This window comes from Mycobacterium paraense (genome assembly GCF_002101815.1).
In the GTDB taxonomy this organism is placed as follows: Bacteria; Actinomycetota; Actinomycetes; order Mycobacteriales; family Mycobacteriaceae; genus Mycobacterium; species Mycobacterium paraense.
Window position 1 is genome coordinate 1 of record NZ_LQPM01000012.1, and the last position, 20174, is coordinate 20174.

Consider the following 20174-nt stretch of genomic DNA (forward strand, 5'->3'; position numbering starts at 1 on the left):
GTCGGCAGCCAGGTTGGGCAGCGTGATCGACGGCAGCCCCGGCAACGGCGGCAACGTGAAGCTCGGCAACCCCGGCAGCGACAAGTTGATCGGCGGCAGAGTCAACGCCCCGGACAACACCGCGTTCAGTGCGGCGTTGATGTCCGCCCCGATGTTGGGCAGCGTGATCGACGGCAGACCCGGCAACGGCGGCAACGTGAAGCTGGGCAGGCCCGGCAGCGACAAGTTGATCGGCGGCAGACCCGGCAACGTCAAGTTCAGCATCGCGTTGAGTGCGGCGTTGATGTCCGCCCCAATGTTGGGCAGCGTGATCGACGGCAGACCCGGCAACGGCGGCAACGTGAAGCTCGGCAGGCCCGGCAGCGACAAGTTGATCGGCGGCAGACCCGGCAACGTCAAGTTGAGCGCACCGCTCAGTGCGGCGTTGATGTCGGCGGCCAGGTTGGGCAGCGTGATCGACGGCAGCCCCGGCAACGGCGGCAACGTGAAGCTCGGCAGACCCGGCAGCGACAAGTTGATCGGCGGCAGCGTCAACGCCCCGGACAACACCGCGTTCAGTGCGGCATTGATGTCCGCCCCGATGTTGGGCAGCGTGATCGACGGCAGACCCGGCAACGGCGGCAACGTGAAGCTGGGCAGGCCCGGCAGCGACAAGTTGATCGGCGGCAGACCCGGCAACGTCAAATTCAGCGCCCCGCTCAGTGCGGCGTTGATGTCGGCAGCCAGGTTGGGCAGCGTGATCGACGGCAGACCCGGCAACGGCGGCAACGTAAAGCTCGGCAACCCCGGCAACGACAAGTTGATCGGCGGCAGACCCGGCAACGTCAAATTCAGCGCCCCGCTCAGTGCGGCGTTGATGTCGGCAGCCAGGTTGGGCAGCGTGATCGACGGCAGACCCGGCAACGGCGGCAACGTAAAGCTCGGCAACCCCGGCAACGACAAGTTGATCGGCGGCAGACCCGGCAACGTCAAATTCAGCGCCCCGCTCAGTGCGGCGTTGATGTCGGCAGCCAGGTTGGGCAGCGTGATCGACGGCAGACCCGGCAACGGCGGCAACGTAAAGCTCGGCAGCCCCGGCAGCGACAAGTTGATCGGCGGCAGAGTCAACGCCCCCGACAACAACCCGCTCAGCGACGCATTCAGGTTGGCGCCCAAGCCATTCAGCGCCGCCGAGAGCTGCACACCCAGGGGGCCCAGGTTCGGGAATGTCAGCGCCGGCAGACCCGGCAACGCGGCCAGGAAGTTACCCGCCAGCGTCGCACCCGTCTGCAACGCCCCATTCAGGCCGGCGCCGAGGTTGCCGGCCAAACTACCCAAGCCGTTCAGCCCGGCCGCGAGGTTGGCCGCCAACCCTGTCAGGCTGCCGCCCAGGCTCGCGGACAACGCGGCGCTGAGGTCGAGACCGAAGTTGGCATTCAACAAGGCATTCAGCGCGGCGTTGGCCTGGGCGAGCAGCGGACCGCCCATGGCGGACAGCGCGGCACCGCTGTTTTCGAGGGCGAGGCCGGCCTGGACGATGGCGTTACCCGTCTGGACCATCCCGTTGCCGATGCCGGACAGGATGAAACCGCCGGTCTGGAAGACCAGCCCGCCGAGCCCGGCGCCGAGGAGCGTCTCCAGCGTGCCGCCGAGAGCCGCTCCGAGGCTGCTGTTCAACCCGGCCGACAGCGACCCACTGAGCGCGGCGCCGAACCCGGAAATCGCGGCGCCGAGTTCGGCCGCCAGGTTTCCGCCGCCCGAGAGCATCGCGGCGCTGTTGGCGATTTCCGCACCCGTGTACGCGGCGGCGCCGCCACTCAACGTGCCGACGAAGGCGTTGTGGAACGCCGCGACTTCCGCGTTGAGTGCTTGGTACTCCTGGCCGAAATTGCCGAAGAGCGCGGCGATTGCGGTCGACACCTCATCGCTCGCGGCGGGCGCCAGGCTGGTCGTCGGCGCGAGGATGGCTTCAGTGACCTCGTCTAGCGCTGAGCGGATACTTGCGAGATCTTGGGCGGCCACCTCGACAAGATCCGGAACTGCGACCACAAAAGACATGTTCATCTCCCCACGCGAATGAACGACATATATACGTTTATGAGCCCGAATAATCGAGGCAAGCTGAGCGTAAGGGCGTGCCATCCGGCACATTCGAAAACCATTGTTTTCATGAGAGTTCGGCGCGTCTGCGTACGATCCCGGCTCCCGCGCAACTGGACGGTGGTACCGAAAAACGGTCAGTACGAACGTGTTTCCGCAGTTCGACGCGCACCTACATCGTTAGCGCGGGGTGCCCGGTTGGCGTCGCGACATACGGTGTGACGTACGTAATACTTCGACGTCGCGGCCGGCGCATTTCCAATACTCTAGACCGCAAACCGCCTGCAGCATAGGCGTTTTGGTCGGTTATATGAGGTCCGTCAGTTCTTTCGGTACAACGACCGCGCCCTCTACAGGCCGGGGTTTTGCCGCCGCCGGCCGACCGTCTCCAGTAGACACGCCGCCATCTGCGGGGTCAATGGAAAGCGGTGTCTCGCAAACGCTTTCTGTATACGTGTCGAATAAGCGCCCGGCGCGCTAGAAGGTGATCAGAGGTAGCGAAATCAGCGGCGGCGCAGAGGCGGGTGCGCCGATGGCCTGGGCCAGCTGCTGGGGCACGTAGTTCACCAGGAACGGCAGCAATCCGCTGAACGGCGTGCTGCCGACGCCCAGGTCGATCGCGATCGGAGGCAGGACGTCCCCGCCCAACGCGGTGACCGTCGCGGTCACCGGGTAGTACCCGGGCGGGTGCAGCAGCCCATCGAGCGGGAAGTTCGCCACCACCGTGACATTCAGCAGATCCGCTACCGCAGGCCCCGTAATGCTCGAAAGGTTCAAGGCGTAAGGGAAAGTGGCCTGTCCGTTGAGGAAACCGTCGACGATATAGGCCGGAGCGTCGACGAGGGCGGCGAACGCCGCGGCGCCGTCTCCGGCTTGGACGGCAGACGTGAACAGAGACCCGGCATACCCGGCCGCCTCCATCGCGGCGGCCGGCGGGCCCAGCAGACTGGCACCGAACACCAGCGGCAACCCGACGACGTTGTCGAGGGCCAAAATGGGGGTCGGCAGCACCTGCTGCACCACCAAGGACGACGTGACGCTGGTATTCGTCAGCGTGCCAACGACATTGGCGAAATTCTGGACGATCTCGCCGGGTATGGCGGAGACCGGCTGGAAATTCCCCGTTTGGATGGCCGTCGCGATGGTCTGCCCGTAGACCATCTGGTTGGCGACGAACTGCCGCAGGAACGGGAAGGGGTCGGCCAACCAGCCGCCCGCAAGGCTGTTCAGGTTGGTCCAGGTGTTGTAGACGAGCGCCTCGTATGGGCCGGCGATGCCGGTGAAGAAGGGGCCGGCGCCGGCTTGCACGTTGAGTAGCCCGGGCAGAAGCGGGTTCACCGCGCCGGTCAACGTATCCGTAAGGCCGCCAAGGGTTGTGGGCAACCCAGGCAGCGCGGTCGTCAACAGTGAGCCGAGGTTACTGCCCAGTGAGCCCAGATTGCCCAGCGAGCCGAGGCCGCCAAGGAGACCGGTCCCGCCGGTCAAGCCGCCGAGCAGCCCACCCAATCCGCTTGTCCCACCGGTCAATCCGCCCAACAGCCCGGTGGCACCGCTGGTACCACCGGTGAGACCGCCGAGCAGGCCGCTGGCGCTGACACCCTGTGCGGCGCCCGCCACCACCCCGCCTGACAGCAATGGGGAACCCAGCATCGCGTCGGCGGGTGCGTTGATCGCGTTGGCGACGGTCTGTTCCGCGTTGGCGAGCTCGGTGCCGACGTAGGCCGCAGCACCGGCGTTGATCAAGCTGACGAACTCGGCGTGAAACGCCTGGGCTTGGGCGCTGGCCCACTGAAATTCCTGGCCGAAATTGCCGAACATCTCCGAGATGGCCGCCGAAACCTCGTCCGCGGCGGCCGGCAACACCGCCGTCGTGGAGACCGCGACGCTCGACGCCGCCTGGGCCAGCGACGAGCGGATACCTGCCAAATCCTCGGCCGCCTCCTGAGCCAGTTCCGGCGCCACGCTTACAAACGACATAGCCACTCCCGTCGAACCACCGACGGGGACTACCCGAGATAAATCCGAGTAAACACAAGTTGAATAAATGTCCCGGCTCGCGGCGAGCTCAGAGCCAGGCGCTATCTGCCCCGGCGCACGCACCCCGGCTCTCCGGGCGAGGGCGCGGGAACCTGGCCCCGCCGGATAGCGGCTAGCGTCACCGCGGTAGCCCAGACCTTTGGGGCACGGCGCCCCTCGACGCCGCGCCCCGCGACAGCTAGCCCGCGGGCGTGGCCGCTCCGACGGCTGAACCCGCACCGCCACCCGGGAGCGGGAGCCCGGCATGGAGCAAGTTCTGTTCGGCATTGGCGACGTCGGCGCCGAGGTAGGCGCGCGCGCCCGCGCTCAGCAAGTTAACGAACTGCTCGTGGAAGTCCTGCGCCTGGGCGCTGATGCCCTGATAGTCCTGTCCGAAGGCACTCAAAAGCGCCGCGACAGCGGCCGAGACCTGATCGTCGGCCGGAGCCACCATCTCGGCCGTCGGCGCGGCGGCCGACGCGCTGGACTCGGCGAGCAGGGAGCGGATGCCCGCCAGGTGCCGGGCTGCGGCCTGCACTTCTTGGGGAGCCGCGGTGACGAACGACATGTCCAGCCCCATCGCTTCATACGACGGTCGCCCGATGGTTATCGAGACACTACGAGCCTAGTCATACGTCGTTGCTCCCGGCGCAAAATGGACGGTCTTCACGCGGGTATCACCCCAGAGGCGTGATCGCCGCCGCGAGTTGAGATCCGAAGCTCAGCAACCCGGGAATGATGCCGCCGATCGGCGTGCCCGGGACCGTGCCAAGTCCACCAGCGAGGACGACCGGACTCAGCGGGGTGAGCAGCCCACCCAGGGGAAGCTCGGCCGTCGTGGTGATGCCCAACGGGAAGCCCGCGTCCGTGAAGTTGACCGTCACCGATGGCAGAGCCAGCAGCGTTTGACCGTTGAGGAAGCCGTTGGCGACGGAGGCGGGAGCATCGATCAGTGCCGCTGCGGCGCCCAGCGGGTCTCCGGTTTGGACCGCGGTCACGAACGCCAAGGCGCTGGAGTTAAGTGCGCTCAGCGCGTTGGCCGGCGCACCTATCCCGTCGAAAACCAACTGCAGCGGCAATCCGAAATTGATTGCGAGCGTGCCCAGGTTCAGCGTCGACCCAAAGTTGGTGACTGTCTCGACCAGGTTGGTGAAGTTCTGCGCCATCTGAGCGGGGATGGAGCCCGCCGGCAGGAGGTTGGTGAAGTTCTGCGCCATCTGTCCGGGAATGGCAAAGATCGGCGCCAGGTCGCCTAGCGGGCCCAGCGGGGTTATAGGCACTACGATCGGCTGCCCCAAATCAGCGAACGGCACGTTGATGTCCTGGAAACCGGGCAGGACGACATTCTCCAGGCCCTGCGCGACGGCGTTCACGGCGCCCTGGACGTTGCCCGCCGCCAACGCCTGGCCGGCGGCCTGGAAGCTCGCGGGCAGCCCGCTCAAGTCGGTGACGAGGTCGGTGCCGGCGCTCTGCAGCCCGGTGACGACGGTCTGCGCGTAGCCAATCTGGTTGTTGACGAACTGCTGCAACAACGCCCCCGGGTTGAACGTCGCAAGGCCCTGAATGCCGGTTTGGATCGTGACCGGCAGGTTGGCCAACTCGGCGGGCAGGTTCTGGATCCCGGTCGCGATCGACGAGCCGATCGTCTGGGCGTAGCCGATCTGGTTGTTGAGCAGCTGGTGCGCGAACGGGAACGGGTTGGACGAGAAGGTGGCCCCGATGGCCTGCAGGTTGGTGACGGTGTTCGAGACGAGCGCCTGGTACGGCGCCGCGACGGTGGCACCGAACGAGTTGAGTCCGCTGACCAACGCGGATGCCCCGCCCGTCGGAAGTGAGCCCAGCGCGACGGGAGAGCTGGCGATCGCGTTCGACATGGCCTGCGCGCCGGCCTGGATCTCGCCCCCGAGCGCGGTCTGGGCCGCGTTGGCGGCCTCGGCGCTGGTGTAGGCGCCCGCGCCCGCGTTCATGAAGCTGACGAACTGCTGATGGAACGTCTGAGCCTGGGCGCTGAGGGCCTGAAATTCCTGGCCGACGTTGCCGAACAGGGAAGCGATCGCGACCGACACCTCGTCCTGAGCCGCCGTCGCGATTCCGGTCGTTGGGCCGGCCGCGGATGCCGCCGCTTCGGCCAGCGACGAACGGATTCCCGCCAGATCCTGGGCCGCGCTCTCGACCAGTTCCGGCGTTGCGAACACAAACGACATCTGCCTTCTCTCCTTGGCTCATTACGAGGTGACCGGTGGTCATCCAACGTTCGATAGCGAGCCCCCGGCTCGATATCTTCGCGGGCGGTTACCCCCCAGTAACCAAGACGAAAATGAGCCTAACCAGCACCGATGTCACTACCAAAAGACAACAGGTGATTTCACAGCTTTCGTTACGCTGCGAGGAGCGGACCGCGCCGACGACTGAGGGCCGGGACGCCGGCTTACGCCGACGGCCCGACCCTCAATGGTTAACTCGTGCCGGCTAGGCGGCGATGTCCGCCGCCAACTGCGCGGGGAAACTGAGCAGCCCGGGAATCAGGCCACCGATCGGGGTGCCACCCGAGAGTTCGAGCGGCAATGTCATCCCGAACAGGTCGACGAGGACCTGCGGGGTTGCGAGCGGGGTGAGCAGCCCGCCGAGCGGCAAATAGGTCGTCGACGGCAGCGTGAGCCCGAGCAGCGAGACCATTGCCGGCGGCAATGTGACGACGGTCGTGCCGTTGAGGAACGCGTCGGCGACGACGGCCGGGGCATCCAGGAGGGTGGCGGCGGCCGCCGACGCGTTCCCGGCCTGCAGTGCGCTGACCAGCGCCTGCCCGGTGGAGTTGAGCGCACTCAATGCGTTCGCCGGCGCACCGATCCCGTCCAAAAGGAGCTGCAGCGGGATCCCGAAGTCCAGATTGGCGACATTGCTGATCGAGATCGTGGTGCCGAAATTGGTGAATGCGCTGATCAGGTTGGTCGCGTGTTGCGCCATCATCGCCGGGATGCTGCCGGCGGGCAACATGTTGGTGAAGTTCTGCGCGATCTGTCCCGGGATGGCCAGGATGGGCGCCAGGTCGCCCAGCGGCCCTATCGGCACGATGCTGGTGACCAGCGTCGACCCTCCGTCTCCCCCGACCTGGACGCCGTTGAAGCCGGGGAGGAAGGCGTTGGTGAGGGTCTGGTTGATGGCGGTGTATGCCGCGGCGTTGTCGCCGGTCAACAGATCCTGGGCTGCCGTCAGGAAGCCGGCCGGCAGGGTCTGCACCCCGGTGACGAAGTCGTTGGCGGCGCTCTGCAGCGACGTGACGACCGTCTGGGCGTTGGCGACCTGGCTGGTGATCAGCTGCTGCAGCACGGCGCCCGGGTTGATCGTCGAAAGACCTTGCAGCCCCGCTTGAATGGTTGCCGGCAGGTTCGCCAACGTGGCGGGAAGGTTCTGGATGCCGGTGGCGATCGACGAGGCGATGGTCTGCCCGTAGAAGATCTGGTTGTTGACGAGCTGGTGCAGGAAGGGGAACGGGTTGCTCACCACGGTGTTCCCGATGGCCTGCAGGTTGGTGACGGTGTTCGAGACCAGCGCCTGATAGGGCGCGGCGACGGTGGCACCGAACGAGCTGATGCCGCTGGCCAGCGCGGACGCGCTGCCCGTCTGAAGCGTCCCGAGTCCGATGGGCGAGCCGGCGATCGCATTCGAAATCGCTTGCGCGCCAGTCTGAATCTGGCCGCCGACGAACCCGCCGAGGCTACCGCTGCCCAGCGCGGCCACCGCGCCGTTCAGCTCCGCGCCGACGTTGCCGGCGAGCTGGCCGACACCGCCGACGACGCCCCCGTCCAGGGCACCGCCCAGCAGGGTCTGCGCCGCGTTGGCGGTCTCGGCACTGGCGTAGGCGCCCGCGCCCGCATTCATCAACGAGACGAACTGCTGGTGGAACGCCTGGGCCTGGGCGCTCACCGCCTGAAAGTGCTCGCCGAAGTTGCCGAACATCGATGCGATCGCAACCGATACCTCGTCCTGCGCCGCGATTGCGATCCCGGTCGTGGGACCGGCCGCGGTTGCCGCGGCCTCGGCCAGCGACGAACGAATGCCCGCCAGGCTCGTGGCCGCGCTTTCGACCAGATCCGGCGTTGCGATCACAAATGACATGTCCACCCTCTCCTTGGGCCACCACACGGTGACCAACGGTCACTCACTTCGGCACAAAGTCGACTAAGGCCCCGCGCACGACCGTGCGCGAGGCCCCCCTCGACTCTCATAGCTGCCGGTTACCGACCGGTAAACTTACCCGGCGGTAACCAAGACAAACGTGAGTCTAATAAGCAGTCCGCTTTTGTCAAAATGACAATTAGCGTTTTCACAGGGTTCGTTACGCTTGCGAAGAGAATTTCGGCTCGGCGCACCGAGAAACCGGCAGGTCAAAGGGCCGCCGGTGCGCAACTCGGGAGCGGCTCGCGGACAAGACGCCGGCCGGCGATGGCGCCTACATGGCCGGCGGGGCGCCGATCGCCTGCGCGAGGGTCTCGGGCAGGAAGGTCAGCAGGCCGGGCAGGATCCCGCCGAAGCCGGTGCCGGACAACAGCAGTGATCCCGGCCCGAGGATCGGGATCTGCAGAGAGGCGAACTGCAGCGGAGTGAGGATCCCGCCGAGCGGGATGACGGTGATGGTGTCGATGCCCGACAGCGAGGCCGGCAAACCCAACATCGCCTGGCCATTGAGGAAGCCGTTCGCGGCCACGGCGGGAGCATCGATCAACGCGGCAAGCGCACCGAGCCCGTCACCCGTTTGCACCGCGCCGAAAAACGCGGTGGCGCTGGACCCGATGGCTTCGAGCGTGGTGACCGGCGGACCGATCGCGTCAAGCGCGAGCGCCAGCGGCAAACCGATGTGCAGGTTGCCCGTGTTGAGGTCCAGGGTCTGTGACACGTCGGTCACCGTCGACAGCAGGTTGGTCGCGTTCTGCGCCACCATCGCGGGAACGGAGCCGGGCGGGAGCAGGTTCGTGAAGCTCTGCGCCATCTGAGCAGGGATGCCGAAGAGCGGCAAGAGATCTCCCAGTGCGCCGCCCGGGATGATGTCGAGTAGCCCGGTCACGGGGTCGACGGTGACGTTGAGGTTGGTGAGCACCGGCGCCAGGAAGGCACCGCCGACCTGCAGGAGACCGCCGGTGACATCGCCGGACATGATGGTCTGCATCCCGGTCTGCAGGTTGGCTGGAAACGCGCTCAGTCCGGCCACGAAGTCGTTGCCGGCGTTTTGCAGCGAGCTCGCGATCAGGTGGGCGTAGCCGATCTGCTGGTTGGCGAACTGCTGCAGGACCGGCACCGGGCTGAAGGCCGACAACCCCGCTTGGAGCGTGCCGGGCAGGTTGGCCAACCCGGTGGGCAGGTTCTGGACGGCGGTTTGGAATCCCGTCGTGATGGCCTGCGCGTATGCCGCCTGGTTGGTGAGCAATTGGCGCAGGAACGGCGCCGGATTGGCCGTGATGCCGCCGCCAAGGCTTTGCAGGTTGCTCACCGTGTTGAAGACCAGCGCCTGGTACGGGGCGGCGACGGTGGCGCCGAAGCCGGTAACGGTGCTGGCGGCCGCCGGCGCCGGGAGCTCGCCCATCAGGGTTTGCTCGGCGTTGGCGGCCTCGGCGCCCAGATACGCGTTCGCGCCGGCGTTGAGCAAGCCGACGAACTCCTGGTGAAACGCCTGAGCCTGGACACTCAGCGCCTGAAACTCCGAGCCGAAATTGCCGAACAGGGACGCCAGCGCGATCGAGATTTCGTCTTCGGCCGCCGCCGCGACGCCCGTCGTGGGACCGGTCGCTGCCGCGGTGGCCTCGGCCAGCGACGAACGAATGCCCGCCAGATCCCGGGCCGCCCCCTGGATTAAGTCCGGCATCGCCACCACAAACGACATCTCGATCTCCTTCGACTGATTCGCCGATGACCAACGGCCACTCATCGGTTCTTACTCGGAAGTAAGATCCTGTCCCGGTCGGCCGCGAAGACCATCGGCCAAAGGACGTAGAAAGCCGCGCGGGGGGTCGTAGATCAGCCGCGGGAGGGTCTGGCGAGTTCCCGATCGATGACTAGAAGGGGAACGCAGGAAGGACAGGCGGGGGCAACGCGATCGCCTGGGCCAGTTCCGATTCGATGTTCAGCATGCCCGGGATGAGGCCGCCGAACCCGGTGCCACCCGAGAGGGTGAGCTGCTGAGACACCCCGTCGGCGACCAGGAACAGGGGCGGCAGGGAAAGCGGGGTGAGGATCCCGCCGAAGGGAATTTCGACGAGGGAGAACACACCCGGCGCCCCGAGGCTGGCCAGGCTGACCAGCGGGAGCGGCAAGACGGTCGTCCCGTTGAGGAAGCCGTTCGCGACGACGGCCGGGGCATCGAGGACCGCCGCGACGGCCGCCCCGACATTCCCGGTCTGTAGCGCCGCACCGAAGGCCGCCGCGCTGGAATTGAGCGCGCTGAGCGCGTTGATGGGCGCACCGATCCCATCGAAGATGACCTCGAGCGGCATGCCGAACGTGAGCGTGCCCGCGATGATATCGAGCGTGTTTGCCGTGCTGGTGACCGTCTTGATCACGTTGGTGAAGTTCTGCGCGACCATCCCCGGAATGGACGACGCGGGCAGCAGGTTGGCGAAGTTCTGCGCCATCTGGCCCGGGATCGAAAGGATCGGCAGCAGGTCGCCCAGGGGGCCCGCCGGCGTGATCGTGACGACGCCGGGGGCCGGATTGGCGACGTTGAATCCCGGCAGGAAGACGCTCTCCACACCCTGCCCCAGCGCATTTGCCGCGGCGACGGGATCGCCCGCGAGCAATGCCTGGCCGGCCGCCTGAAAGCTCGCCGGCAGGGCCGTCAACCCGGTCGCGAAGTCCTGTGGAGCCGCTGTCAGCCCGGTGAAAACCGTTTGGGCGTAGCCGATTTGATTGTTCACGAACTGCTGCAGCAGCCCGCCCGGATTGAATGACGCAAGGCCCTGCAGGCCGGCCTGGACGGTCACCGGCAAGTTGGCCAACTCGGCGGGAAGGTTCTGGGTGCCGGTGCCGATCGTTGCAGCGATGGTCTCGCCGTAGAAGATCTGGTTGTTGACGAGCTGGTGCACGAAGGGGAACGGGTTGCTCACCACCGTGTTCCCAATCGCCTGCAGATTGGTGGCTGTGTTCGCCACGAGTGCCTGATAAGGGGCCGCGACGCTGGCCCCGAACGCGTTGACGCTGTTGATCAAGCCGGGCGCCCCACCCGCCGCCAGGGCCGCCAGCTGGCTCTCGAAGCCGGTGACGGCTTGCGAAATGATCTGTCCGCCGGTCGGTATCGCCGCGGGTGCGGCGGCGGCTGCGTTGGCGGCCTCCGTACCGAGGTACGCGTCCGCGCCAGCAGTCAACAACCGGACGAACTCCGCGTGAAAGGCCTGCGCTTGCGCGCTGAGAGCTTGGAACCGCCCGCCGAGATCGCCGAACAATGACGCCACCGCCATCGACACCTCGTCTTGGGCCGCGGCGACGACCCCGGTTGTTGGTGCGGCCGCGGCGGCGGCGGCCTCGCCCAGCGACGAGCGGATGCCCACCAGCTCCTGGGCCGCGCCCTGCACCAGATCCGGCATCGCGACGAGATACGACATGGCAAACACTCCTCGGCTCACTGGGGGGACAATGACCGGCGGTCGTCTACAAGACGGGAAGCCTACAACTTATTTTTTTAACGCGTAAATAACTTCCAGAAAACTCACAGGCAACCGAGGTGTCATTTCCCAGCCCGACGCGCTCGTCGGATGTGGTCAGGCGCGCAGTTCAGCGCCGACGGCCTCGGCGGCACGGCGCACCGCGGCATCGCGGGCCGCGCTGGCATCGTCCTCGGTGAGCGTGCGATCGGGAGCGCGGAAGCGCAGCGCGAAGGTCAGCGATTTGCGGTCCGCGCCGAGCTGCGGGCCGGTGAACACGTCGAACAACTGCAGGTCTTCCAGCAGTTCACCCGCCCCCTCCCGGACGGCGTCGGCCACCGCCTGCGCCGGTACGTCGGCGGCCACCACGAGGCTGACGTCCTGGAACACTGCCGGGAACGGCGACACCCGTGGCGCCGGCAGTGCCTCGACGATCGGGATCGCGTCGAGGTTCAGCTCCATCGCGCAGGTGCCCTTGGGCAACCCCGAGCGCTCGATGACGGCCGGATGCAGCTGGCCGGCGTGACCGACGCAGGTCTGTCCCACCAGCACCTCGGCGCACCGGCCCGGATGCCAGGGCAACAGCTGGGCCGCGCGCAGGCGAACCTCAATCCCGCTGGCGCGCGCCACGATTCGCACCGCCTCGAACGCGTCAGCGGCTTCGGCCCGACGTCCGGGACCCCAGGGGCCGCGGGGCTCGCGGAGCCCGGTCAGCACCGCGGCGACGTGCTGCGGTTGCCGCGGCAGGGAGGCGTCCAGCGTGGCGATCTCGGCCTCGGTCGGCCGGCGGTGAACGGGAATGAGCGCGACGCCGCGGGTCTGCTCGGTGGGCCGAACCACCTGCCCCTGGGCGAACAACGCGATGTCCACGAGCCCTCGGGAAACGTTGCGGCCCAACGCTTCCAGCAGCGCGGGCAGCAGCGTGGTGGCCAGCGCCGGACGCTCGGCTTCCAGCGGGTTGAGCACGTACGTCGCCGCGCGCCGCGGGTCGTCGGCGGGCAGGCCCCAGAGGTCGAAGACGCCGGCCGGCAAGAACGGCGTCGGCAGGATCTCGACGTAGCCGGACTGGGCGAGCGACTTGCCGATGGCGCGCCGGCGCTTTTGCACCGCCGTGAGGCCCCGGCCCGCCGGGGCCGCCGGCAACACCGACGGAATGGCCTCCAGTCCCTCGAGCCGCATGACCTCCTCGACGAGGTCCGCGGGCTGCAGCAGATCGGGGCGCCAGCTCGGGGGCGTCACGGTCAGGGTGTCGCCCTCGTCCGCGACCACGGCGCCGATCTGGGCCAGCCGCCGAGCCGTCGTGCCCGCGGGGTAGGTCACCCCGGCGAACCGGTCAGGCAGGTCGACGGCGATCCGGATCGGCGGAAGGGACCAGTCGTCGCGCGGCGGATCGCCGCGCCAGTCGGTCAGGGTCGGCGAGACCTCTCCCCCGGCGATCTCGGCGAGCAGCGCGGCGCAGCGGTCCAGCGCGGCCACCGAAATGGCCGGGTCCACCGCGCGCTCGTAGCGGCGGGCGGCCTCGCTGGGCAGGTGCAGCCTCCGCTGGGTGCGCGACACCCCGGGCGGGTCCCACACCGCGGCCTCCAGCAGCACGTCGGTGGAATCGTCGCGCACTTCGGTGGTGGCCGCGCCCATCACGCCACCGATCGCCGCGGTCGCCGTGTCGTCGACGATGAGCACGTCGGCCGGGTCGAGCCGGCGCTCGATGTCGTCCAGCGTGACGACGGTTTCGCCGGGCCGCGCGAACCGCACGGCGAGACCCCCGGTGATGCGGTTGCGGTCGTGGGCGTGCATGGGATGGCCGAGCTCGAGCATCACGTAGTTGGTGACGTCCACCGCCGGCGACGTCGCGCGGATGCCGGCCAGCAGCAGCCGCCGCTGCAGCCACCACGGCGACACCGCGGTCGGGTCGATCCCGGTGACCGGGCGCAGTGCGAAACGGCGCACGCCGGTCTCCGCGTCAACGGTCAGGGGCCAGGCCTCCCCCTCGACCGGCAACGGCTTGACGTCCGCCGGGTCGACGAAATTCAGGTCGTAGGCGCAGGCGATCTCGCGGGCCAGCCCGCGCACCGACATGCAGTAGCCGCGGTCGGGCGTGATGGCCAGATGGAAAACCACGTCGTCCAGCCCCAGCACCCCGGCCGCCTCGGCGCCGGGGGCCGCGGTGTCGGGCGGCAGCACCAGGATTCCGGAATGGTCTGCGCCCAAACCGAGTTCGGCCGCCGAGCAGATCATTCCGTCCGAGGTGCGGCCGTAGGTCTTGCGGGTTGCGATGGCGAAGCCGCCGGGCAGCGTGGTGCCCGGCAGCGCCACCACAACCAGATCGCCGACGACGAAGTTGGTTGCCCCGCAGACGATTTCGCGCGGCTTGTCCTCGCCGACGTCCACCAGGCAGGCCCGGATCGGCTTCTTGAATTCGGTCAGCTCCTCGATCGAGCTGACGCGCCCCACCGTCAGCGGTCCGTCGACCGGGCCCAGGGGGGCGACCTCTTCGACCTCGTGGCCGATGCGCACCAGGGTCTGCTCGAGGTCGCCGGGGGACGCGTCCCAGCCCGGGGCGCCCGCCGTGACGACCTCGCGAAGCCAGCTGTAGGGAACGCGCATCAGGCACCCACCCCGAACGGCAGGGAGAACCGGACGTCGCCCTCGACCATGTCGCGCATGTCCGGGATTCCGTTGCGGAACTGCAGCGTGCGTTCCAGGCCCATGCCGAACGCGAACCCGGAGTAGACCTCGGGGTCGATTCCCGCCGCGCGCAACACGTTTGGATGCACCATGCCGCAGCCGCCCCACTCCACCCAGTCGGCGCCGCCCTTCTTGTTGGCGAACCACACGTCCACCTCGGCGGAGGGTTCGGTGAACGGGAAGAAGTGCGGTCGGATCCGCGTGCGCGCGGTCGGCCCGAACTCGGCGCGCGCGAACGCGTCGAGGGTCCCCCGCAGGTGCGCCATCGACAGGCCCCGATCCACCGCCAGGCCCTCGACCTGATGAAAGACGGGCGTGTGGGTGGCGTCGAGTTCGTCGGTGCGGAACGTGCGGCCGATCGAGATGATGTAGACCGGCAGCTCGCGCTCGAGCAGGGTCCGCACCTGCACCGGCGAGGTGTGGGTGCGGAGCAGCTGGCGGGAGTCCTCGGGCGCGATGTAAAAGGTGTCCTGCTCGCTCCGGGCAGGATGGTCGGCGGGGAAGTTGAGTGCGTCGAAGTTGAACTGTTCGGTTTCGACCTCGGGCCCCTCGGCCAACTCCCATCCCATCGCGATGAAGGTGTCGGCGATGTGCTCGGCCAGGATCGTGATCGGGTGCCGGGCGCCGGGCGGCTGCCGGGTCGACGGCAACGTGACGTCGATGCCCTCGGCCACCAGGACCGCCGCGTCGCGCTCGGCGCGCAGCGTCACCAGCCGTTCGTCGTAGCTGGCCTGGGCCTCGCCGCGCGCGACGTTGACGCGCTTGCCGGCGTCGGCGCGCTCGTCCTTGGGGACGCTGCCCAGCGCCTGCCGCGCCAACGCCAGCGGCGAGCGGTCACCGAGGTGCTCGGTCTTGACCCGTGCCAGCGCGTCCAGGTCGCCGGCGGCCGCGATGGCCCGCCGGGCGGCGGCGACCGCCGTGGCCAAGGCTTCCGGCGACAGGTCGACGGGTTGATCGCCCACGCGGCGGCACTCTCCTTGCTGACGAGGCTGTTACGAACGGCTGGATGCGCCCAGCGCAAGTGCTGATCATAGGCGATTCGGCGCACGGCGCCGGGCGCGTGCTGCGCGGGGCAGCCGGACGGGTGGCTAGCCGGCCGCGACCGGCTGCGGAGCGGCCAGCGCGTCATCCGCCACCGGCAAAACCGGCAGGGCGCCGCGTCCGGTGACGAACTGAAAGATCTTGTGGGCCGCCAGGGCGCCGAGCACACCGAACACCGGCGCGGCGGCCATGGTGCCCCAGTGGTGCGCCAGCATCAGGAAGCCGAAGCCCGCGGACGCCGCCAGCATCATGACGCGCAGCGGAGTCCAGTGGACCGGCTGCTGGAACCGGGCCGACACCAGCACGCCCAGGACCACGGCGACGGTGTGACCCGCGTCGGTGAAATCGCCGCCGATGATCGCCGAGGCGATGCCCGCCGCCACCCACCAGCCGACCCAGGCGGCCCGCCAGCGTTGCGGGATCACCGCCGTCATCGCGCCGAGCACGGCCAGGGCGCCGTAGCTCATGCCGACGTCGCTGGCCCGGGTGATCGACACCGGCAGCCACCCGAACTCGACGGCGGCGGCGAGCGCGGCGGCCACCACCAGCGTCGCGCCGATGTGGCCGACCAGGAACGCCACCACCAGCCGGATGGTGCGCAAGTGCAGTTCCGCGAGCGCCAGCAGGCACGTCAGGAACGGCAGCCAGAAGTACAGCGGCCCGGCGTCGACGACCAGCGCGCTGCCCAGCAGGGTGCCGATGTGGCCGTGCGCCAGGTTGTGCAGGTTGGTGCTGGCGCGCTGCACCAGCACGTCATGCGCGTGCGGACCGAGGGCCAGGATGGCGCAGCTGATGGCAAGCAGCGCCGCCACATACCCCACGGTGAACCGGACCCGGGCGAGCCGGGAGAAGATGCCCCCAATCATTGGCATCCATTATGCGGGCTAATTTGTTTCGTCAGTGTGATCAAAGGCTGTTAACTCCTTAAGAGTCTTCAGGCGATATATCCCCAGGTCGGAGGGGATGCCAGCGGGCTTGCCCGCGAAGACGGGCCTGCGTGCACGCTTGGCGACGATGCCCAACGCGTCCAGCTCGGTTTGCGGTATGAGGTCCAACGTCGAGCTCGACACCATGATTCCACCTTTGGCGGCGCGTTCCATAACCCGCGCGGCGATGTTGACGTCCACACCGAGCCAGTCCGCGGCCATGCGCTGCGGCCGACCTGTGTGGATGCCGACCCGCATCCGCGGTGTGTAACCCGCCACCTCGACCGATTTCAGCGCCTCGTTGGCGGCCAGCACCGCCCGCAGGGCGACCGTCGGATCGCGGAACACGGCCATCAGGCCGTCGCCCATGCGTTTGACGATGTGCCCGCCGGCGTCCAGCAGCGGCGGCTCGATGGCGCGCGCCACCTGTCGCAACAGCACCAGGGCCGCGTCGTCGCCCGCGTGCAGCGACCAGGTCGAAAAGCCCACCAGGTCGGTGAACACGAGCGTCACCTCGGGGTTCGCCGGGCGCCGGGACACGGCCTCGGTCAGCGCCTGCCACACCTGCAGGACGCCGAGGCTGACTTCGCGCGACACCGCGTCGCGGTCCCCCAGCAGCCGGTCGGCGGCGCGTGCCGCGGCGCGCGGACCGCCCTCGCCCGCGGTCGACAGCGGGTCGCCGAACTCGGGATCGCCGGGCAGCAGCCGGCGCGCGCGCCGGACGAACGACACCACGCCCGGGCTGTGATTCGTGGTGCGCAGCCACCGCCCCGGCGAGCGCCTCCCCTCGTCGGACGCCAGCGTCGTGAGTGCCTCTTCGGACTCGCCGGACTCTGAATCCCGCTGTCCAACGTCCACGTGGCAAGGGTAGGCGGTGCGGGCGGGAGCGGGCAGCCCCGGTCGGGCTGTCCTGCGCAACTAGGGGTTGGGGTTCCAGGTCACATTCGGGACAAACGGGCCCAGCAGACCGGTCCCCGGAACGGAAAACTCCAACCCGTCGAAGTTATACGCCAGGCTGGTGAATCCGAGCGGGAAGAAGGTCCCGGTTCCGTCGACGGTTACCCACGCACCGAGCGGCCAGGTTTCGAGGATGTGCCCAAACCAGCCGCCCCCGGCCGTGAATCCCTCGCTGACGCTCGCGGACGCCAATACCCCGGAGGCCCATGGGAGGTTGTAGGTCACGGCGCCGGTTCCGGTCAGACCGCTGAGGACCAATCCGCCCATGCCGTCGCTGACGAAGACGGGGGTGGCGTTGAGCGATATCCCAAGGGGGCCGAAGGGATAGTTGAGGCTCATGGCGCCGAAAGCGTTGTCGACGGTGTCCGCCGCATTGGCGGCAGCGCCCGCAACCCCACCGGCGGGCGCGCTCACCGCGTTGGCCAGTGTTTGCTGAACATTGGCCGCCTCGGCGTTGAGGTACTGCGCGGCACCGCCGCTCAACAGGTTCACGAACTCGTCGTGGAAGGTCGCGGCCTGCGCGCTGATGGCTTGAAATTCCTGGCCGTGCGCGCCCAGGGCCGCCGAAATCGCCGACGAGACCTCGTCGGCGGCAGGCGCCGCGATGGCCGTCGTTTGGCTCGCCGCCGCCGCATTTGCGCTCCGCAACGCGGAGCCCAGATTCTGCAGATTCCCGCTCGCCGCGGACACCATTTCCGGCATCACATTCAACGACGACATTGACGTGCCTCCTTGGTCGAGACCGATGACGCAGAGCGCCGAGCCAGCGCGAGAGAGAAAGCCTAACAACGAAGGACCGATCTGAGAATGCATATTTTCTAAAGTGGATCGAGTCCGAATGGAACGGCGGTTTCACGCGACGTCGAATCGTTTCGGGAAATGCACCCGCGCCGATCACGCCGTCACGCATTGGCACACGTTCGGTAGCGCTTGAGGCACGCGGTGGCGAAATCGTAGACAACGCGTGTTGTCAGAGCTTATCGTGAGCGCAGTTAGGCTGCAGGAGGCCGAGATGACTGCCATGGCAAGGACATCCGCCGATCCGCTGGGACCCGACTCGCTCACCTGGAAGTACTTCGGTGACCTCCGCACCGGAATGATGGGCGTCTGGATCGGCGCGATTCAGAACATGTATCCGGAACTCGGCGCCGGTGTCGAGGAACACTCCATCCTGCTGCGCGAGCCCCTGCAGCGCGTGGCCCGCTCGGTGTACCCGATCATGGGCGTGGTCTACGACGGCGACCGGGCGGCCGAGACCGGCCAGCAGATCAAGGGCTACCACCGGACCATCAAGGGCGTCGACGGCGCGGGGCGTCGCTATCACGCGCTGAACCCGGAGACGTTCTACTGGGCGCACGCCACCTTCTTCATGCTCATCATCAAGGTCGCCGATTACTTCTGCGGGGGCCTGACCGAGGCCGAGAAGCGGCAGCTGTTCGACGAGCACGTGCAGTGGTACCGGATGTACGGCATGAGCATGCGGCCGGTGCCCGGGTCCTGGGAGGAATTCCAGGAGTACTGGGATCGGGTGTGCCGCGACGAGCTGGAGATCAACCAGGCGACGCTGGACATCTTCAAGATCCGGATTCCCAAACCGAAGTTCGTGCTGATGCCCACCCCGATCTGGGACCAGTTGTTCAAACCGCTGGTGGCCGGTCAACGCTGGATCGCGGCGGGATTGTTCGAGCCCGCGGTTCGCGAAAAGGCGGGAATGCACTGGACCGCGGGCGACGAGGTGCTGCTGCGCCTGTTCGGCAAGGCCGTCGAGCTGGCGTTCCTGGCGGTCCCCGACGAGATCCGGCTGCACCCCCGCGCGCTGGCGGCCTACCGCCGCGCCGAGGGGCGGCTGCCCAGCGACGCCCCCCTGGTCCAGGCTCCGGCGTTCATGGGGCCGCCGCGTGATCGCCGCGGGATGCCGATGCACTACTTCCCCCCGCGGCCGAAGTCCCCCCTCGACCCGGCCAAGGCGCTCATGGAGCGGGCCGGCTCGCTGGTGCACGGCACGCTTTCACTGGCGGGTCTGCGGCCGGCCCGGGGGCGCGTCAGGGCCGCTTGAGCAGACCGAGAGCCTGCGCGCTCTGGTAGAGGCAGATCGCCGCGGCGGCCGCGATGTTCAGGCTCTCGGCGCCGCCCGCCATCGGGATGCAGACGCGGTCGTCCGCCGCCGCCCCGAGCTCCGCCGGCAACCCGTGCGCCTCGGCGCCGAACAACCAGGCCGTCGGCGCGGTCAGATCCGCCTCGTCGAGCCGTGTCGCCCCGTCGATCGTGGTGGCCAGCACCCGCAGCCCGGCGGCGCGCAGGGCGGCGACCGCGGCGGTGGCATCGGGGGCGGCGACGACCGGGATGGAGAAGATGCTGCCCGCCGAGGCGCGCAGGCATTTGCCGTTGTACGGGTCGACGCTGTGCCCGCCGAGGATTACCGCCCCCGCGCCCATGGCATCGGCGATGCGGATCAGCGTCCCCGCATTGCCCGGCTCACCGATCGCGACCGGAACCGCGACCAACCGCGGCGGGGCGGCCAGCACGTCCTCGAGCCGGGTCGCCGGCACGTCGCACACCGCGACCAGGCCCGCGGGGGTGACGGTGTCCGACAGCGCCTTTGCGGCCCGCTCGGTGACGAGATGGACCGTGCAGCGCTGGACGTCCAGCAGCGCGGCGTGCCGCTGTGCGGCGGGTTCGGTGACGAAGACCTCGCGGATCAACCCGCGACGGGACGCGGCCTCGACCAGGTTGGGGCCTTCGGCCAGGAATCGTGCCGCCCGCCGGCGGCCGACGTGCCGGTGCAGTTTGACCGCCGCGGCCACCCGGGCCGAGCGTTCCGTGAGGGCCGCGGGCATCGTCG

14 protein-coding genes are annotated in these 20174 nt (G+C 68.4%); 1 reads left to right on the forward strand and 13 read right to left on the reverse strand.

Annotated elements, in window-relative coordinates:
• The 12 genes from AWB89_RS11440 to AWB89_RS11495 form a co-directional block, all read right to left on the reverse strand.
• Positions 1-2037 (reverse strand): PE family protein (locus AWB89_RS11440; RefSeq protein WP_158089819.1); only part of this gene is annotated, 2037 nt, incomplete at its 3' end.
• Between the two features lie 519 nt (positions 2038-2556).
• Complete coding sequence (locus AWB89_RS11445) at positions 2557-4056, reverse strand: PE family protein (RefSeq protein WP_158089820.1); 1500 nt, start codon at positions 4054-4056, stop codon at positions 2557-2559.
• A 238-nt stretch (positions 4057-4294) separates the two neighbouring features.
• Positions 4295-4663 carry a PE family protein gene (locus AWB89_RS11450; protein ID WP_142282517.1) on the reverse strand — a complete coding sequence of 123 codons (369 nt, stop codon included), beginning with the start codon at positions 4661-4663 and terminating at the stop codon, positions 4295-4297.
• A gap of 109 nt (positions 4664-4772) precedes the next feature.
• Positions 4773-6299: a PE family protein gene (locus AWB89_RS11455; protein WP_085173680.1), complete on the reverse strand. Its 1527-nt coding sequence runs from the start codon at positions 6297-6299 to the stop codon at positions 4773-4775.
• A 265-nt stretch (positions 6300-6564) separates the two neighbouring features.
• Positions 6565-8211, reverse strand: coding sequence for a PE family protein (locus AWB89_RS11460; protein WP_139830533.1), 1647 nt, complete (start codon positions 8209-8211; stop codon positions 6565-6567).
• Positions 8212-8545: 334 nt separating this feature from the next.
• Positions 8546-9970, reverse strand: a complete 1425-nt coding sequence (locus AWB89_RS11465; protein WP_085173682.1) for a PE family protein — start codon at positions 9968-9970, stop codon at positions 8546-8548.
• A 172-nt stretch (positions 9971-10142) separates the two neighbouring features.
• Positions 10143-11684 (reverse strand): PE family protein, encoded by a 1542-nt coding sequence (locus AWB89_RS11470; RefSeq protein WP_085173684.1) that lies wholly within the window; start codon positions 11682-11684, stop codon positions 10143-10145.
• A 156-nt stretch (positions 11685-11840) separates the two neighbouring features.
• Entirely contained in the window at positions 11841-14327 is a 2487-nt protein-coding gene (gene pheT, locus AWB89_RS11475) for a phenylalanine--tRNA ligase subunit beta (RefSeq protein ID WP_085173686.1), read from the reverse strand.
• On the reverse strand, positions 14327-15370 hold the full coding sequence (gene pheS / locus AWB89_RS11480; RefSeq protein ID WP_085094806.1) for a phenylalanine--tRNA ligase subunit alpha: 1044 nt from the start codon (positions 15368-15370) through the stop codon (positions 14327-14329). The genes pheT and pheS overlap by 1 nt, the downstream gene beginning before the upstream one ends.
• Before the next feature lie 126 nt (positions 15371-15496).
• Positions 15497-16315, reverse strand: coding sequence for a rhomboid-like protein (locus AWB89_RS11485; RefSeq protein WP_085094804.1), 819 nt, complete (start codon positions 16313-16315; stop codon positions 15497-15499).
• An 18-nt stretch (positions 16316-16333) separates the two neighbouring features.
• On the reverse strand, positions 16334-17233 hold the full coding sequence (locus AWB89_RS11490; RefSeq protein WP_206601247.1) for an adenylate/guanylate cyclase domain-containing protein: 900 nt from the start codon (positions 17231-17233) through the stop codon (positions 16334-16336).
• Between the two features lie 60 nt (positions 17234-17293).
• Complete coding sequence (locus AWB89_RS11495) at positions 17294-18052, reverse strand: PE family protein (RefSeq protein ID WP_142282512.1); 759 nt, start codon at positions 18050-18052, stop codon at positions 17294-17296.
• A gap of 292 nt (positions 18053-18344) precedes the next feature.
• On the opposite strand from AWB89_RS11495, the gene AWB89_RS11500 reads away from it, so the two are divergent.
• On the forward strand, positions 18345-19388 hold the full coding sequence (locus tag AWB89_RS11500) for an oxygenase MpaB family protein (RefSeq protein WP_085094800.1): 1044 nt from the start codon (positions 18345-18347) through the stop codon (positions 19386-19388).
• Here AWB89_RS11500 and AWB89_RS11505 read toward each other — a convergent pair.
• Positions 19375-20169, reverse strand: coding sequence for a TrmH family RNA methyltransferase (locus tag AWB89_RS11505; RefSeq protein WP_085173690.1), 795 nt, complete (start codon positions 20167-20169; stop codon positions 19375-19377). The genes AWB89_RS11500 and AWB89_RS11505 overlap by 14 nt on opposite strands.
• Between the last annotated feature and the right edge of the window lie 5 nt (positions 20170-20174).

Bases quoted from the DNA above. Each gene is read 5' to 3' on its own strand.
- AWB89_RS11445 (WP_158089820.1), bottom strand. From the start codon at position 4,056: ATGTCGTTTGTAAGCGTGGCGCCGGAACTGGCTCAGGAGGCGGCCGAG.
- AWB89_RS11450 (WP_142282517.1), bottom strand. From the start codon at position 4,663: ATGTCGTTCGTCACCGCGGCTCCCCAAGAAGTGCAGGCCGCAGCCCGG.
- AWB89_RS11455 (WP_085173680.1), bottom strand. From the start codon at position 6,299: ATGTCGTTTGTGTTCGCAACGCCGGAACTGGTCGAGAGCGCGGCCCAG.
- AWB89_RS11460 (WP_139830533.1), bottom strand. From the start codon at position 8,211: ATGTCATTTGTGATCGCAACGCCGGATCTGGTCGAAAGCGCGGCCACG.
- AWB89_RS11465 (WP_085173682.1), bottom strand. From the start codon at position 9,970: ATGTCGTTTGTGGTGGCGATGCCGGACTTAATCCAGGGGGCGGCCCGG.
- AWB89_RS11470 (WP_085173684.1), bottom strand. From the start codon at position 11,684: ATGTCGTATCTCGTCGCGATGCCGGATCTGGTGCAGGGCGCGGCCCAG.
- pheT (WP_085173686.1), bottom strand. From the start codon at position 14,327: ATGCGCGTTCCCTACAGCTGGCTTCGCGAGGTCGTCACGGCGGGCGCC.
- AWB89_RS11485 (WP_085094804.1), bottom strand. From the start codon at position 16,315: ATGATTGGGGGCATCTTCTCCCGGCTCGCCCGGGTCCGGTTCACCGTG.
- AWB89_RS11495 (WP_142282512.1), bottom strand. From the start codon at position 18,052: ATGTCGTCGTTGAATGTGATGCCGGAAATGGTGTCCGCGGCGAGCGGG.
- AWB89_RS11500 (WP_085094800.1), top strand. From the start codon at position 18,345: ATGACTGCCATGGCAAGGACATCCGCCGATCCGCTGGGACCCGACTCG.
- AWB89_RS11505 (WP_085173690.1), bottom strand. From the start codon at position 20,169: ATGCCCGCGGCCCTCACGGAACGCTCGGCCCGGGTGGCCGCGGCGGTC.